Source organism: Pseudomonas sp. B14(2022), assembly GCF_012030485.1.
Taxonomy (GTDB): domain Bacteria; phylum Pseudomonadota; class Gammaproteobacteria; order Pseudomonadales; family Pseudomonadaceae; genus Aquipseudomonas.
Genome location: NZ_JAAUVM010000011.1, coordinates 153,892 through 169,088, shown reverse-complemented (window position 1 = coordinate 169,088; position 15,197 = coordinate 153,892). Strand labels below are relative to the sequence as shown.

General features: G+C 60.6%; 18 protein-coding genes. All 18 read left to right on the top strand.

Features of this window, described 5'->3' with window-relative positions; all coding sequences use genetic code 11:
• Positions 1-46: 46 nt before the first annotated feature.
• The 18 genes from HCF10_RS17965 (at position 47) to HCF10_RS17880 (ending at position 15,147) form a co-directional block, all read left to right on the top strand.
• Positions 47-577 (top strand): YceD family protein, encoded by a 531-nt coding sequence (locus tag HCF10_RS17965; RefSeq protein WP_027607804.1) that lies wholly within the window; start codon positions 47-49, stop codon positions 575-577.
• Between the two features lie 13 nt (positions 578-590).
• Positions 591-773, top strand: a complete 183-nt coding sequence (gene rpmF, locus HCF10_RS17960; RefSeq protein ID WP_008152339.1) for a 50S ribosomal protein L32 — start codon at positions 591-593, stop codon at positions 771-773.
• A gap of 4 nt (positions 774-777) precedes the next feature.
• Positions 778-1,788: a phosphate acyltransferase PlsX gene (plsX, locus tag HCF10_RS17955; protein ID WP_131697761.1), complete on the top strand. Its 1,011-nt coding sequence runs from the start codon at positions 778-780 to the stop codon at positions 1,786-1,788.
• A gap of 125 nt (positions 1,789-1,913) precedes the next feature.
• Positions 1,914-2,852 carry an ACP S-malonyltransferase gene (gene fabD, locus HCF10_RS17950; protein WP_032886801.1) on the top strand — a complete coding sequence of 313 codons (939 nt, stop codon included), beginning with the start codon at positions 1,914-1,916 and terminating at the stop codon, positions 2,850-2,852.
• Positions 2,853-2,876: 24 nt separating this feature from the next.
• On the top strand, positions 2,877-3,620 hold the full coding sequence (fabG, locus tag HCF10_RS17945) for a 3-oxoacyl-ACP reductase FabG (protein WP_167656080.1): 744 nt from the start codon (positions 2,877-2,879) through the stop codon (positions 3,618-3,620).
• 191 nt (positions 3,621-3,811) lie between these two features.
• On the top strand, positions 3,812-4,048 hold the full coding sequence (gene acpP, locus HCF10_RS17940) for an acyl carrier protein (protein ID WP_003442511.1): 237 nt from the start codon (positions 3,812-3,814) through the stop codon (positions 4,046-4,048).
• 127 nt (positions 4,049-4,175) lie between these two features.
• Complete coding sequence (gene fabF, locus HCF10_RS17935) at positions 4,176-5,420, top strand: beta-ketoacyl-ACP synthase II (RefSeq protein ID WP_131697760.1); 1,245 nt, start codon at positions 4,176-4,178, stop codon at positions 5,418-5,420.
• Positions 5,420-6,235 carry an aminodeoxychorismate lyase gene (gene pabC, locus HCF10_RS17930; RefSeq protein ID WP_131697759.1) on the top strand — a complete coding sequence of 272 codons (816 nt, stop codon included), beginning with the start codon at positions 5,420-5,422 and terminating at the stop codon, positions 6,233-6,235. The genes fabF and pabC overlap by 1 nt, the downstream gene beginning before the upstream one ends.
• Before the next feature lies 1 nt (position 6,236).
• On the top strand, positions 6,237-7,358 hold the full coding sequence (gene mltG, locus HCF10_RS17925) for an endolytic transglycosylase MltG (protein ID WP_131697758.1): 1,122 nt from the start codon (positions 6,237-6,239) through the stop codon (positions 7,356-7,358).
• 19 nt (positions 7,359-7,377) lie between these two features.
• Positions 7,378-8,010 (top strand): dTMP kinase, encoded by a 633-nt coding sequence (tmk, locus tag HCF10_RS17920; RefSeq protein WP_145338698.1) that lies wholly within the window; start codon positions 7,378-7,380, stop codon positions 8,008-8,010.
• Positions 8,003-8,992 (top strand): DNA polymerase III subunit delta', encoded by a 990-nt coding sequence (locus HCF10_RS17915; RefSeq protein ID WP_167656079.1) that lies wholly within the window; start codon positions 8,003-8,005, stop codon positions 8,990-8,992. The genes tmk and HCF10_RS17915 overlap by 8 nt, the downstream gene beginning before the upstream one ends.
• Positions 8,993-9,055: 63 nt before the next feature.
• A complete protein-coding gene (locus HCF10_RS17910) occupies positions 9,056-9,841 on the top strand; it encodes a TatD family hydrolase (protein ID WP_131697755.1) in 786 nt (261 codons plus the stop codon).
• 444 nt (positions 9,842-10,285) lie between these two features.
• Entirely contained in the window at positions 10,286-10,954 is a 669-nt protein-coding gene (locus tag HCF10_RS17905; protein ID WP_027607814.1) for a TetR/AcrR family transcriptional regulator, read from the top strand.
• A 114-nt stretch (positions 10,955-11,068) separates the two neighbouring features.
• Complete coding sequence (locus HCF10_RS17900) at positions 11,069-12,037, top strand: GTP 3',8-cyclase MoaA (protein ID WP_131697754.1); 969 nt, start codon at positions 11,069-11,071, stop codon at positions 12,035-12,037.
• A 144-nt stretch (positions 12,038-12,181) separates the two neighbouring features.
• Positions 12,182-12,787 carry a DUF4823 domain-containing protein gene (locus HCF10_RS17895; protein ID WP_027607816.1) on the top strand — a complete coding sequence of 202 codons (606 nt, stop codon included), beginning with the start codon at positions 12,182-12,184 and terminating at the stop codon, positions 12,785-12,787.
• A gap of 16 nt (positions 12,788-12,803) precedes the next feature.
• A complete protein-coding gene (locus tag HCF10_RS17890; protein ID WP_131697753.1) occupies positions 12,804-13,364 on the top strand; it encodes a DUF1285 domain-containing protein in 561 nt (186 codons plus the stop codon).
• A 71-nt stretch (positions 13,365-13,435) separates the two neighbouring features.
• Entirely contained in the window at positions 13,436-14,149 is a 714-nt protein-coding gene (locus tag HCF10_RS17885; protein WP_131697752.1) for a GntR family transcriptional regulator, read from the top strand.
• A complete protein-coding gene (locus tag HCF10_RS17880) occupies positions 14,146-15,147 on the top strand; it encodes an ADP-ribosylglycohydrolase family protein (protein WP_131697751.1) in 1,002 nt (333 codons plus the stop codon). Before HCF10_RS17885 ends, HCF10_RS17880 begins: the two co-directional genes overlap by 4 nt.
• Positions 15,148-15,197 lie beyond the last annotated feature (50 nt).

The following is a 15,197-nucleotide window of genomic DNA, read 5'->3' as shown; positions in this document are numbered from 1 at the left end:
GAATTTCCTTTGACATGGCTGGGTGCATCCCTATAATGCTGCGCCTATGTTGAATGACCCGATTCCACCTCACGTTGACCCGCGCAAATTGGCTGATCGTGGCACTTCCCTTCAAGGTGAGTTGCTGCTGGCCGATTTGGAGAGACTCTGCGACCCGCTTTCCGACACTGTCGGTACGGTGCAGGCCAAATTCGTTTTTGAACGAGATGAACGTAAATCTGTGGTAATTCACAGCTTTATCGACACCGAGGTCAAAATGGTTTGCCAGCGTTGTCTTGAGCTGGTCACCCTGCCGATTCACAGCGAGTGCAGTTATGCTGTGGTAAAGGAGGGTGCGAATACCCAGTCGTTGCCGAAAGGTTATGACGTGCTGGAACTGGGCGAAGATCCTTTGGATCTGCATGCACTGATCGAGGAGGAGCTTCTGCTCGCCTTGCCCATTGTGCCTGCTCATCATCCGGAAGAATGCCAGCAGCCGGCGGGTCTCGATGACGAGTCCGAACCGAGCGAGGACGAGGTAACGCGGTCCAACCCGTTCAGTGTATTGGCGCAGTTAAAGCGTGACCCAAACGTTTAGGAGTTAATCAATTATGGCTGTTCAGCAGAACAAAAAATCCCGCTCTGCCCGTGACATGCGTCGTTCGCACGACGCCCTGACGGCAAGCACTCTGTCTGTAGAAAAAACTACCGGTGAAATTCACCTGCGTCACCACGTATCGCCAGAAGGCGTATACCGTGGCCGTAAAGTGATCGACAAGGGCGCTGACGAGTAATCACTTGTCTGCTCAAGTCATCGCGATTGACGCAATGGGCGGGGACTTCGGTCCCCGCAGCATTGTTCAGGCCTGCATTGCCAGCCTGTCTGCTACGCCCTCGCTGCACCTGACCCTCGTCGGTCAACCCTCTCTCCTTGAAGAACTGATTGCCAGCCATCCGGCGGTGGATCGCGCGCGCCTGACTGTTACGCCAGCCAGCGAAACCATCACCATGGATGAAAAGCCGGCGACGGCCCTGCGCGGCAAGCCTGACTCTTCGATGCGGGTGGCCTTGGAGCTGCTGCGTGATGGCAAGGTGCAAGCCTGTGTCAGCGCCGGCAACACCGGTGCACTGATGGCGTTGTCGCGGCATGTGCTCAAGACGCTGCCGGGAATTGACCGGCCGGCGATGGTGGCGGCGATTCCGACGCAGAAAGGCTATTGCCAGTTGCTCGACCTGGGCGCGAATGTGGATTGCAGTGCCGAGCACCTGTTCCAGTTCGCCGTGATGGGCTCTGTGGCCGCCGAAGCGCTGGGCGTGGCTCGTCCGCGCGTGGCCTTGCTGAATATCGGTACCGAAGACATCAAGGGCAACCAGCAGGTCAAGCTTGCCGCGACCTTGTTGCAAGGTGCGCGAGGTCTGAACTACATCGGCTTTGTCGAGGGTGATGGTTTGTACCGTGGCGAAGCGGATGTGGTGGTGTGTGATGGGTTTGTCGGCAATATCCTGCTTAAATCCAGCGAAGGCCTGGCGACCATGATCGCCACGCGCATCGAAGCGTTGTTCAAGCAAAGCCTGGCGTCGCGCCTGGTGGGGGCATTGGCGCTGCCGTTGATGCGTCGCCTACAGGCCGATCTGGCGCCAGCGCGGCATAATGGCGCGAGCTTTCTCGGGTTGCAGGGCATTGTGGTGAAAAGCCACGGTTCCGCAGGCGTCGAAGGCTTCCAGAGTGCGATTGCGCGGGCCTTGATCGAGATCCAGGAGAACCTGCCGCAACGCTTGCACGGACGTCTTGAGGATCTGTTGCCTTAGGCGAATTGGCCTGGGAATGCTTAAATGTGACCGGCCAGTTCAATTGACCATCCAATCTGTCAGTTTCGTGCGCTCCCACCGAGGAGCGACCATTTCCGACGACCAGATCATTAGGGGCTTGTTACATGTCTACATCCCTCGCATTCGTCTTTCCAGGGCAGGGTTCGCAGTCCCTCGGCATGTTGGCCGAGTTGGGCGCGCAATACCCGCTGATCCTGGACACGTTCAAGGAAGCTTCCGAGGCCCTGGGTTACGACCTGTGGGCGCTGACCCAGCAGGGGCCGGAAGAGCAGCTCAATCAAACCGATAAAACCCAGCCAGCCATCCTGACCGCTTCAATCGCCCTGTGGCGCTTGTGGTTGGCCGAAGGCGGTGCGCGTCCGGCGTTCGTGGCCGGTCATAGCCTGGGCGAATACAGCGCCCTGGTGGCGGCGGGCAGCCTGACCCTTGCTGAAGCGGTCAAGCTGGTCGAGCGTCGTGGACAACTGATGCAGGAAGCCGTTCCGGCCGGGCAGGGCGGGATGGCCGCTATCCTGGGGCTGGACGATGCTGTCGTAATCGAAGCCTGTGCCGAAGCGGCCCAGGGTGAAGTGGTGAGCGCGGTAAACTTCAACTCCCCAGGCCAGGTGGTGATCGCCGGTGCCAAGGCGGCCGTCGAGCGTGCCATCGAGGGCTGCAAGGCACGTGGTGCCAAGCGTGCATTGCCGTTGCCGGTGAGCGTGCCGTCGCACTGCGAGCTGATGCGCCCGGCTGCCGAGCGTTTTGCCGAGTCCATCGCGGCCATCAACTGGCAGGCGCCGCAGATCCCGCTGGTGCAGAACGTCAGCGCGGCCGTGGCCGTCGACCTCGACACCCTCAAGCGCGACCTGCTGGAGCAACTCTACAAGCCTGTGCGATGGGTCGAGTCGGTCCAGACCCTGGCCGCCAATGGCGCCACCGAGCTGGTCGAGTGCGGCCCGGGCAAAGTCCTGGCCGGCCTGAACAAGCGCTGCGCCGACGGCGTGTCGACTGCCAACCTCAATACCCCGGATGCCTTCGCTGCCGCTCGTGCGGCGCTGGCCTGATCCCCGAACTTAGGAGAAGCCTGCATGAGTCTGCAAGGTAAAGTTGCACTGGTTACCGGCGCGAGCCGTGGCATTGGCCAGGCCATCGCCCTGGAGCTGGGTCGTCAGGGCGCCGTCGTGATTGGCACCGCCACTTCCGCCTCGGGCGCCGAGCGTATCGCCGCGACCCTGAAGGAAAACGGCGTACAAGGCACCGGCCTTGAGCTGAACGTGACCAGCGATGAGTCCGTGGCTGCCGTCTTGGCCGAGATCACCGCACAGTTCGGAGCCCCGGCAATTCTGGTGAATAACGCTGGTATCACCCGCGATAACCTGATGATGCGCATGAAAGACGACGAGTGGTACGACGTGGTCGATACCAATCTGAACAGTCTGTTTCGCCTGTCCAGGGGTGTTTTGCGCGGCATGACCAAGGCGCGCTGGGGTCGAATTATCAATATTGGCTCCGTAGTGGGTGCCATGGGCAACGCAGGCCAAGTAAACTATGCAGCCGCCAAGGCCGGTCTGGAAGGTTTCAGCCGTGCATTGGCGCGTGAGGTCGGCTCGCGGTCGATTACGGTCAATTCGGTGGCCCCAGGGTTCATCGACACCGATATGACCCGCGAACTGCCGGAAGCACAGCGTGAAGCGTTGCTGACGCAGATTCCGCTGGGCCGTCTGGGCCAGGCTCAAGAGATCGCGAATGTGGTCACTTTCCTGGCATCCGACGGTGCGGCATACGTGACTGGGGCTACAATCCCGGTGAACGGCGGGATGTACATGAGTTAAATTGTGACGGATCGCTTCAAAAAAATGTCATACGAGCTGTCTAAAATCCGTTATAAAGCTGCAACTTAATTTATAGGCAGGTGGCAAACCGGGTACAGGGTGAAGCTTTCAGTTGAAAAGCTGAAAAGGCTTTCTATACACTTACCCACTGGCCAGCTGCCTGAATTTGTCCATTAGGAGTTAAACAAGGTATGAGCACCATCGAAGAGCGCGTCAAGAAAATCGTTGCCGAGCAACTGGGCGTCAAAGAAGAAGAAGTGGTCAACACTGCTTCCTTCGTAGAAGACCTGGGTGCCGATTCCCTTGACACCGTTGAGCTGGTGATGGCTCTGGAAGAGGAATTCGAGACCGAAATCCCGGACGAAGAAGCTGAAAAAATCACTACTGTTCAAGCTGCTATCGACTACGTTACGAACCACCAGGCGTAATAGTTTGTAGTCGTCGCCTGCTGTTAGGGAAAAACCGCACTGCTGTAACGGCGTGCGGTTTTTTCTTTAGCGCTGATGAAAAGTAAGCTCTGAAGCAAAGTGTCGTCATTAGAAAAAGGAGAGTGCTGTGTCGCGTAGACGCGTCGTAGTCACCGGTATGGGTATGTTGTCGCCACTGGGTACGGATGTGCCGAGCAGTTGGCAGGGCATTCTGGCTGGCCGCAGTGGTATTGGTCTGATCGAACATACGGACCTTTCTGCCTATTCCACCCGTTTTGGCGGCTCGGTAAAGGGGTTCAATGTCGAGGAATATCTCTCGATCAAAGAGTCCCGCAAGCTCGACCTGTTCATTCAATACGGCCTGGCAGCCGGTTTTCAGGCAGTGCGTAACGCTGGCCTGGAAGTGACCGACGCCAACCGTGAGCGCATCGGCGTGGCCATGGGTTCGGGTATTGGCGGTTTGACCAATATCGAAGAAACCAGCCGCACGCTGCACGAATCCGGGCCCCGTCGAATTTCACCGTTCTTCGTGCCTGGCTCGATCATCAATATGATTTCCGGTTTCCTGTCCATCCACTTGGGTGCGCAGGGGCCTAACTACGCCATTGCTACGGCGTGCACCACGGGTACCCACTGCATCGGTATGGCGGCGCGTAACATCGCCTATGACGAAGCCGACGTGATGATCGCCGGTGGTGCTGAGATGGCGGCCTGCGGCCTGGGGATGGGCGGCTTTGGCGCCTCCCGTGCACTGTCGACCCGCAATGACGAGCCGACCCGTGCCAGCCGCCCGTGGGACAAAGGCCGTGACGGCTTTGTACTGGCCGACGGTGCCGGTGCCCTGGTACTCGAAGAGTTGGAGCACGCCAAGGCGCGTGGTGCCACCATCTATGCCGAGTTGATCGGGTTTGGCATGAGCGGCGACGCCTATCACATGACCTCGCCACCGTCCGACGGTGCCGGCGCTGCGCGTTGCATCACCAACGCCTTGCGCGATGCCAAGGTCAATGCAGACCAGGTGCAATACATCAATGCCCATGGCACCTCGACCCCGACTGGCGATTTGGCGGAAGCCGAAGCCATCAAGTCGGTGTTCGGCGAGCACGCCTACAAGCTGGCGGTCAGCTCCACCAAGTCCATGACCGGCCACCTGTTGGGTGCGGCGGGCGCGGTAGAAGCGATCTTCAGTGTGATGGCCATCAAGGACCAGGTCGCTCCGCCGACCATCAACCTCGATGAGCCGGACGAAGGCTGCGACCTGAACTTCGTGCCGCATGAGCCGCAACAGATGCCGATCGACGTTGCGATCTCCAACTCGTTCGGCTTCGGTGGCACCAACGGTTCCCTGGTGTTCCGCCGGTTCGCCGAGTGATGCACAGCTGGGTCGACGGTCAGCCAGCGGACAGCGTGCCCCTGAAAGATCGCGGCCTGGCGTACGGTGACGGCCTGTTCGAGACCGTCGCCGTCAAGGCCGGGCAGCCCGTGCTGCTTGACCGTCACCTGCAACGCCTTGATGAGGGCTGCAGGCGCCTCGCTTTCGTTGTGGATCAAGTGCTGGTCCGCAGCGAAGTGCAGGCCTATGCCGCCGCTCTCGGCGACGGTGTCCTCAAGTTGATCCTCACCCGCGGCGACAGCCTGCGCGGTTACGGCATCAACCCCGAGGCCCCTGTGCGTCGTATCTTGCAGGGCAGTCCGCCTGCTACCTATCCCCAGGCCCATGGAACCGACGGTGTTCGTCTGTTTGCGTGTGCCACCCGCTTGGCCGAGCAGCCGCTGCTGGCCGGTCTCAAGCACCTCAATCGCCTCGAACAGGTGCTCGCCCGTGCTGAATGGCAGGATGCCGAACATGCCGAAGGTTTGATGCTGGATATGTCCGGGCGTGTCATTGAGGGCGTATTCAGCAACCTGTTCCTGGTGCGTAACGGCTTGTTACTAACCGCTGATCTGAATCGTTGCGGCGTTGAAGGCGTCATGCGCGCCGAGATCCTGGCGCAGGCGCAAGCCCTGGGCGTCCCGGTGGCTGTGGCCGACATCAGTCTCGAGCAATTGCGCGAGGCCGACGAAGTCTTCGTATGCAACAGCGTTTATGGCATTTGGCCGGTGCGTGGATGCGCTGCGATGAGCTGGTCGGTTGGGCCGCTCACCCGTAAACTGCAGGGCATTGTTCGCGCGCTATTGGATATTTGAGTTGATACGAAAACTGGTTGTACTGCTGCTGATCGGTCTGTTCTCGGCGGCTTTGCTGTTGGGGTTTTCCGCATGGAAATACGACGCTGCCTTGAAGCAGCCGTTGAATCTGACCCAGGAGCAATTGCTCGATGTTCCGGCAGGGGCGACGCCCACCGGGACCTTCAATCGCCTGGAAGCCGATGGCGTGCTCGACGGCGCGTTCTGGTTGCGCCTGTATTGGCGCTTCAACCTCGACGGCCAACCGCTGCACAGCGGTGAATACCGCATGACCCCCGGCATGACCGCCGAAGGCCTGATCGGCCTGTGGCAGCGCGGCGAAGTGGTGCAATACAGCCTGACGCTGGTGGAGGGCTGGAATTTCCGTCAGGTGCGTTCGGCACTGGCCAAGCATGAAAAGATCGTGCAGACCCTGTCGGGCCTGAGTGACAGTGAAGTGATGGACAAGCTCGGCCATCCCGGCGTGTTCCCCGAAGGGCGGTTCTTCCCGGATACCTACCGCTTCGTGCGCGGCATGACCGATGTCGAGTTCCTGAAGAAAGCCTATAACCGCCTGGATGATGTGCTCGCCCAGGAGTGGAGCAAGCGCGCTGCCGATGCGCCCTATACCGACCCCTATCAAGCCTTGATCATGGCCTCCCTGGTGGAGAAAGAGACCGGTGTGCCGGAAGAGCGCGGGCAGATCGCCGGGGTATTCGTGCGCCGCCTGAAGATCGGCATGCTGCTGCAGACCGACCCGACCGTGATCTACGGGCTGGGCGAGCGCTATAACGGCAAGTTGACCCGTGCGCACCTCAAGGAAGCCAACCCCTACAACACCTACATGGTTGCCGGTCTGCCGCCGACACCCATCGCCATGGTCGGCCGCGAGGCGATCCATGCCGCGTTGAACCCGGTGCCGGGCAGCAGCCTGTATTTCGTCGCCCGTGGCGACGGTAGCCATATTTTCTCCGATGACCTGGGTGCGCATAATGCCGCCGTGCGTGAGTTCCAGCTCAAGCGCCGTGCCGATTACCGCTCAAGCCCGGCACCGATGGTCAAACCGCCGGAAGACGTAACGCCGCCTGCTGATGCACCCGCCGAGCCCGCGTCGGATGCCGCCGCGCCGCAAAGCCCGCAATGACTCTGACTAAGGACTGCCTGTGACTGGCTTGTTTATTACCCTGGAAGGCCCCGAAGGCGCCGGCAAAAGCACCAACCGCGATTACCTGGCCGGGCGCTTGCGCGCTGAAGGTGTCGAGGTGGTGTTGACCCGTGAGCCCGGCGGTACGCCACTGGCCGAGCGCATCCGTGAAGTGTTGCTGGCCCCAGGCGAAGAACAGATGAACCCGGACACCGAGCTCCTGCTGGTGTTCGCTGCCCGTGCCCAGCACCTGGCCGAGGTGATTCGCCCGGCCCTGGCCCGTGGTGCCGTGGTGATCTGCGACCGTTTCACCGATTCCACTTATGCCTACCAGGGCGGTGGCCGAGGCTTGTCCCTGGCGCGTATCGCTACCCTTGAGACCTTTGTGCAAGGAGACTTGCGCCCTGACCTGACCGTGCTGTTCGACCTGCCGGTGGAAGTGGGCATGGCCCGCGCGAGCGCCCGTGGGCGTCTCGATCGTTTCGAACTGGAAGGCCAGGGGTTTTTCGATGCTGTGCGCAGCGCGTTCCTCAAGCGCGCCGAGGCTGAACCGGCGCGCTACCACCTGCTGGACGCGGCCCAGCCATTGACGCAAGTGCAGCAGGCCATCGACGCCCTGTTGCCCAAGCTGTTGGAGCGCGCCCGTGGCTGAAGCCTACCCATGGCAGGACAGTCTCTGGCAGCAGTTGGCCGGACGCGCACAGCACGCCCATGCTTATCTGCTGCACGGGCCGATCGGTATTGGTAAACGTGATCTGGCTGAGCGACTCATGGCCAGTTTGCTGTGCCAGCGCCCGGTCAATCTTGAAGCCTGCGGCGAGTGCAAATCCTGCCTGTTGCTCAAGGCCGGCAGCCACCCGGACAATTACCTGCTCGAACCCGAGGAAGCCGATAAGGCGATCAAGGTCGACCAGGTGCGTGACCTCGTCAGTTTCGTGGTGCAGACCGCGCAGATGGGCGGGCGCAAAGTCGTATTGATCGAGCCGGTGGAGGCGATGAACATCAACGCCGCCAATGCCTTGCTCAAGAGCCTGGAGGAACCCTCCGGCGACACGGTGTTGTTGCTGGTGAGTCACCAGTCCAGCCGCTTGTTGCCGACCATTCGCAGCCGTTGCGTACAGCAGGCCTGCCCGTTGCCGAGCGAAGCCATGAGCCTGCAATGGCTGGCGAAGGCGCTGCCGGATTGCTCCGAAGTGGAACGGGTCGAGTTGCTGACCCTGGCGGCCGGTTCCCCGCTGGCGGCCGTCAAGCTGCAAGCCCAGGGCGTACGTGAGCAACGCGCCCTGGTTGTGGATGGGGTGAAAAAACTGCTCAAACAAGAGCTGTCCGCCACCCAGTTGGCCGAAAGTGCGTGGAAGGACATTCCCTTGCTGCTGCTGTTCGACTGGTTCTGTGATTGGTCGAGCCTGATCCTGCGCTACCAGTTGACCCAGGATGAAAACGGCCTGGGCTTGCCGGACATGCGCAAGGTGGTGCAATACCTCGCGCAGAAAAGTGCCCAGGACAAGGTACTGACTATCCAGGACTGGATCCTCGCCCAGCGCCAGAAGGTGCTCGGCAAGGCCAACCTCAACCGCGTGCTGTTGCTTGAAGCGCTGCTGGTGCAGTGGGTTGGCTTGCTCGGCCGGCGTTAATTTCCTTGGCCGACGGGTGTATCGTTGGCCAGACACTTTCCGTGACTTAAGTCGTAATTTCCTATGCTTGTAGATTCCCATTGCCACCTTGATCGCCTTGACCTCACCCAGCACGGCGGCTCCCTTGATGCTGCCCTCGACGCTGCACGCCAGCGTGGGGTAGGGCATTTCCTATGCATTGGCGTCAGCGCCGAAAATGCTGCCGACGTCAAAGCCCTGGCCGAGCGTTATGCCGATGTGGATTGCTCGGTGGGTATCCACCCGCTGGACCTCAAGCCCGGCGAAGCCCCGGCCCTCGACTGGCTGCTGGGCGAACTCAATCACCCGCGCGTGGTGGCCATTGGCGAAACCGGCCTGGACTACCATTACGAGCCGGAAGCCGCCGAGTTGCAGCAGGCTTCGTTTCGCCTGCATTTGCAGGCCGCCCGGCAAACCGGCAAACCGGTGATCGTCCACACCCGTGGCGCCCGTGCCGATACCCTTGCCCTGTTGCGCGAAGCCGCGTTGCCCCAGGCCGGCGTGTTGCATTGCTTTACCGAGGATTGGGACATGGCCAGGGCCGCACTCGACCTGGGTTTCTATATTTCCTTGTCGGGCATTGTCACGTTCCGCAATGCCGATGCCCTGCGCGACGTGGCGCGCCAGGTCCCGGCGGATCGCCTGCTGGTGGAAACCGATTCGCCGTACCTGGCGCCGATTCCCCATCGTGGCAAACCGAACCTGCCTGAATATGTACGGGATGTGGCGGATTACCTGGCCATGCTGCGCGGTGAGTCCTATGAGCGCTTTGCCGAGCAGACCACCGAAAACTTCAAGCGCCTCTTCCCTCTGGCCCATGTAGTTGCCTGACACGACTGAATCGCAGGCAAAAAAAACCCGGGTTCTGGGGGGTGAATCCGGGTTAAGACCATTAGGAGTAAAACAAGGGCACACAGTCCGTCGGTACCCAGGTCGGCGCTTCACTTGGGGGAGATGTCACGCCAACAGTTCAAGTATTGATCAGTATCTGATTCAGTCCAGTCACGACTGATCGTTTTTTAAACAGATTTGGAATACATGCGCTTCGCTTGAGTTCTCATTGGGCGGGTGCACGGCGCAGTTGTTGCGTTTTATTTCTGACTGATAGGCATGAAATCGTTGGCGCTCTGAAAGTAAAGTGCAGGGCGGGTTCACATAGACGTTGCCCAACGACCGTTCAGTCGGGATAATCCCTCGCACTGGGTAAATCGTATCGCCATGTATTTGTGGCCCTGCGCAACCCTCCCTATTCCGACCTTTGCAGACCTCTTCCTCATGCACAAAGAACCCCGTAAGGTCCGTGAGTTTCGCCGCCGTGAGCAGGAAATTCTCGACACCGCACTCAAGTTGTTCCTCGAACAAGGCGAAGACAGCGTCACCGTCGAGATGATCGCGGATGCCGTGGGTATCGGCAAAGGCACGATCTACAAACACTTCAAGTCCAAGGCCGAGATCTACCTGCGCCTGATGCTCGACTATGAGCGCGACTTGAACGAGCTGCTGCATTCGGCCGATGTCGACAAGGACAAGGAAGCGCTGTCCCGTGCCTACTTCGAGTTCCGTATGCGGGACCCACAGCGCTACCGTCTGTTTGACCGCCTGGAAGAGAAGGTGGTCAAGGGCCATCAAGTGCCGGAGATGGTCGAGGAGCTGCACAAGATCCGCGCCTCGAACTTCGAACGCCTGACCCTGCTGATCAAGGGGCGCATCAGCGAAGGCAAGCTTGAAGACGTACCACCGTACTTCCACTACTGCGCTGCATGGGCCTTGGTGCACGGCGCCGTGGCGCTGTACCACTCGCCGTTCTGGAGCAATGTGCTGGAAGATCAGGAAGGCTTCTTCCAGTTCCTGATGGACATCGGTGTGCGCATGGGCAACAAGCGTAAACACAGCAGCGAGCCAGCACTGGTTGAAGCGGCCCCCGTCGAAACCCCAGCCACGTAACGATTTACTGCCAGGCGCAGTAACCCAGGAATATACTCAGGCAAGGATCTTGCTAAAAGCTGATTTATCAGTCAGTTTTCAGTGCGCCCGAATCTTCCTCTGCCGGAGTGATCCATGATCGTTGATCGTCAAGGCAGGCGTTTTCGCAATTTGCGGATCAGCCTGACCTCAGCCTGCAATTACGCGTGTACCTACTGCGTGCCGAACGGCAAGCGGCTGGTGGCTGCCCAGGACGAACTCTCGGCGGAGGCCATGGCCCGTGGCGTGGCCTACCTGATCGAAGCGGCGGGTATCGACCGCTTGCGCATCACCGGCGGCGAACCGCTGGTCAGCCCCAAGCTGGAAGCCTTCATGGGCGCAGTGGGCGGCATGGGCCTCAGCGATATCAGCCTGACCACCAACGGCCAGTTGCTGGCGCGCAAACTGCCGCTGCTGGTGGATGCCGGCATCCGCCGTATCAACGTCTCCCTCGACACCCTGGATGCCGATGCCTTTCGCAGCATCGCCCGTGGCGGCGACCTGGCCACCGTGCTCGATGGTATGGACCAGGCCCGCGCCGCCGGGATCAAGATCAAGGTCAACATGGTGCCGTTGCGCGGCCAGAACCTCGACCAGGTGATGCCGCTGCTCGACTACTGCCTGGAGCGTGGTTACGAGCTGCGTTTTATCGAGTTGATGCGCATGGGCCACCTGGCCAAGGACTCCAATGCATTCCTGCAGCAGTTCGTCAGCCTGCAACAACTGCTCAGCCTGATCGGCGAACATTACGAATACCTGCAAGCCAACGCTCCCGTGGATGCCACGGCGGTGCGCTACGAAGTGCCGGGCAAAGGCTTCTTTGGCGTGATCGCCAACGAAAGCGTGCCGTTCTGCCGTACCTGTTCACGGCTGCGGTTGTCGTCGACCGGCTGGCTGCATGGCTGCCTGTCGTCGAGCAACCGTCACTACGTCGGCGACCTGTTGGACAAGCCCCGCCACCAGGCGCTGCCGGCCCTGCAAGGCCTGCTGATGAAGGCCCTGGGCGACAAACAGGAAGTGGCCTTCTCCGGCGGCGCGACGGTCATGAAGATCATCGGCGGCTGACCCTATCCCCAAGATTACACATCACCCAATGTGGGAGGCGGCAAACCCCTCCCACATTTAGTTCTGCGTTGTTTCCAAATGGCGCGGATTCTGCATCTCGTGGCCATTCGCCGGTTTTCCGTCACCGGCTTCTGGAGGATTAGGATGCGTAGTCTGGTTTTGTTGCTGGCGTCGTTGACGCTGAGTGGTTGCATGACCGTCAGCGATATGGCCGAAGGCACCCGTTATCAGATGAGCGACGCCGGGCTGCTGGACCACAGCGATACTCGTCGTACCGCCTCGGTGCGCATACAGCCGGATTCCTTTGTCTTTATTGCCCAGGGCGCCTTCGTACCGCCCGGCAGCGCCTACCCGCGGCCGAACGTGGTGGCCGAGGAAGCCTTCAACGGTTTCGTCGAATACTTCCCCATGGTGCGTCGCGCTCGTCAGCCGGAAGGCCTCGAGCAGGCGATGGCCGAAGCCCGTGCGGCGGGTGCCCACTACCTGCTGTACTGCCGCTTCGCCAAGGCCGATGACCGTATCGGCAACGCCGACGAATGGGCTGATCAAGAGGCGTTGGACCGGCTTGGCCTGGACAACGGGGTGATCCAGATCATGTTGATCGAGACCAGCACCCAGTATTTGATTGATACTGCACGTATTCGCAGTCGTGGCGGTTTACTGACGTTCCACGACAACAAGCCAGAAGATCTGATTGCCCGCCCCTTGGCGCAGTACGCCCGAGGCCTGCTGGGCATGGGCGATCAGTAACACCAAGGAGAACACCATGACCGATTCCGCCAAGGCCAACGATCTGTTGGCACAGTTGCCCAAGGGCAAGGGACCGGCGCCGGTGCATCTGTGGAACCCGGATTTCTGCGGCAATATCGACATGCGGATCGCCCGTGACGGGACCTGGTTCTATCAGGGCACGCCGATCGGGCGTAAACCGATGGTCAAGTTGTTCTCCACTATTATCCGCCGCGACGGCGATGATTACTTCCTGATCACTCCCGTGGAAAAAGTCGGTATCACCGTCGATGATGCGCCCTTTGTCGCGGTTACTCTCGACGTCGAAGGGCAGGGCGAAAGCCAGGTGCTGCGCTTCACCACCAACGTCGACGAACAGATTGAAGCCGATATTGAGCATCCACTGCGGGTGGTGATCGACCCTGTCACCCAAGAGCCGTCCCCCTATCTGCGCGTGCGTACCAACCTTGAAGCCCTGGTGCATCGCAATGTGTTCTACCAATTGGTGGAGTTGGCAGTGAGCCGTCCGATCAACGGTCAGACCTGGCTTGGCGTATGGAGCGGCGGCGAATTTTTCCGCATTGGCCTGGAACCCTGAGCCCGATTTTTTTCATCTCCCTGAAATAATTCCCTTGCTGCAAATGGCCGCTTTCGGTTATCAATTTGTACATGATTAGACATGTCCGCTTTGATAAGAAAAAACGCGTCGTCGACGAGCTCATCCGCCGTATCGAGGGTGGGGTGATGGCCGACGGTTTCCTGTTGCCGGGCGAGCATCAACTGGCTGAAGAGTTTGCGGTCAGCCGGGGCACGCTGCGTGAAGCCCTCGCCGAACTCAAAAGGCGTAATTACATCGCGACCCAGAGCGGCGTGGGCTCTATCGTCACGTTTGATGGCATCGCGCTCGATCAAACCAGCGGCTGGGCCCAGGCCCTGGCGGACACCGGGGCTCTGGTGACCACCGATATTCTGCGCCTGGAAGCGACGACGCGCCCCGATCTGTTCAGCCGGTTCGGCACCGACCAATTTATCGCCCTCGACCGCCGCCGCCGGACGACTGATGGCACGGCCGTTTCCCTTGAGCGCTCGTTGATGCCCGCGTCCGGTGGCCTGGAAGGCCTGCCCCGCGTTGGCCTGATCGACAATTCCCTGACCATCACCCTGGCAGCCTACGGTTACGTCGGTGCCGAAGGTGACCAATGGATCGGCGCCGAGCCCCTTGGCGATGAAGACGCCGAGTTGCTTGGCCGCCCGGTGGGCACGGTGTTTCTCAAGGCCTCGCGCACCACCTACGATCGCCGCGAGCGCTTCATGGAGTACGTCGAAAGCCTGCTCGACCCTCTGCACTTTCGCCTGCACCTGCAGTTTGGATCTTCGAAATGACCCCGAATAGCCGCGCCCTCGGCGCTTTCTACGGTCTGGCGTTGGGCGATGCCCTGGGCATGCCCACCCAATCCCTGAGCCGTGAGCAAGTGCAACAGCGTTTCGGTGCCATTACCGGCCTGGAAGATGCCGACGCCGACCAACCCATCGCGCCCAATATGCCGGCGGGCTCCATCACCGATGACACCGAGCAAGCGATCCTGGTGGGTGAGCTGCTGGTCGAGGGCCAAGGCAAGATCGACCCCACCGTGCTTGCCCGGCGCCTGATCGATTGGGAAGCGGTGATGCGCGCCAAGGGCTCCCAGGATTTGCTCGGCCCCTCCACCAAGCGTGCAATCGACATGATCCTCAACGGCCATACCCCGGAAGAGTCCGGGCGCTACGGCACCACCAATGGCGCCGCCATGCGCATCACTCCCGTGGGGATCGCCGCCAATGTCAGCGACCCGGCGCGATTTATCCAGGCGGTGATCCAGGCCTGCCAGGTCACCCACAACACCACCCTGGGCATTTCCAGCGCAGCGGCAGTGGCGGCGGTGGTGTCCGCGGGCATCAACGGTGTGGACTTGGGTGAAGCCTTGAATATCGGCACCCAGGTGGCTCAACAGGCGGAAGGCCATGGCCATTGGATTGCCGGCGGGCGCATCTCCACCCGCATCAGTTGGGCACGCACCCTGAGCGTCGGCAGCGGCGACAAAGCCCTGTTCGCCGACCTGCTGTATGAATTGATCGGCACCTCCGTCGCCTCCCAGGAGTCGGTGGTTGTGTCATTTGCCCTCGCCCAGCAAGTGGCGGTGGGGGCCATGAACGCGTTCGAAGCCCTGTGCCTGGCCGCGAGCCTGGGCGGCGATACCGACACGATTGCCGCGATGCTCGGCGCGATGCTCGGTGCCTGCCTCGGCCTGCAGTGCTGGCCCGAATCGATGATCGAGCAGGTCAAGCAGGTCAATGGCCTGGATCTGCAGCCGCTGGTTCAAGGCTTGCTCGAATTGCGCTGAGTCAGGAAGACCGGGATACCGATTCAACTTGCATATCTGCCACAACCACA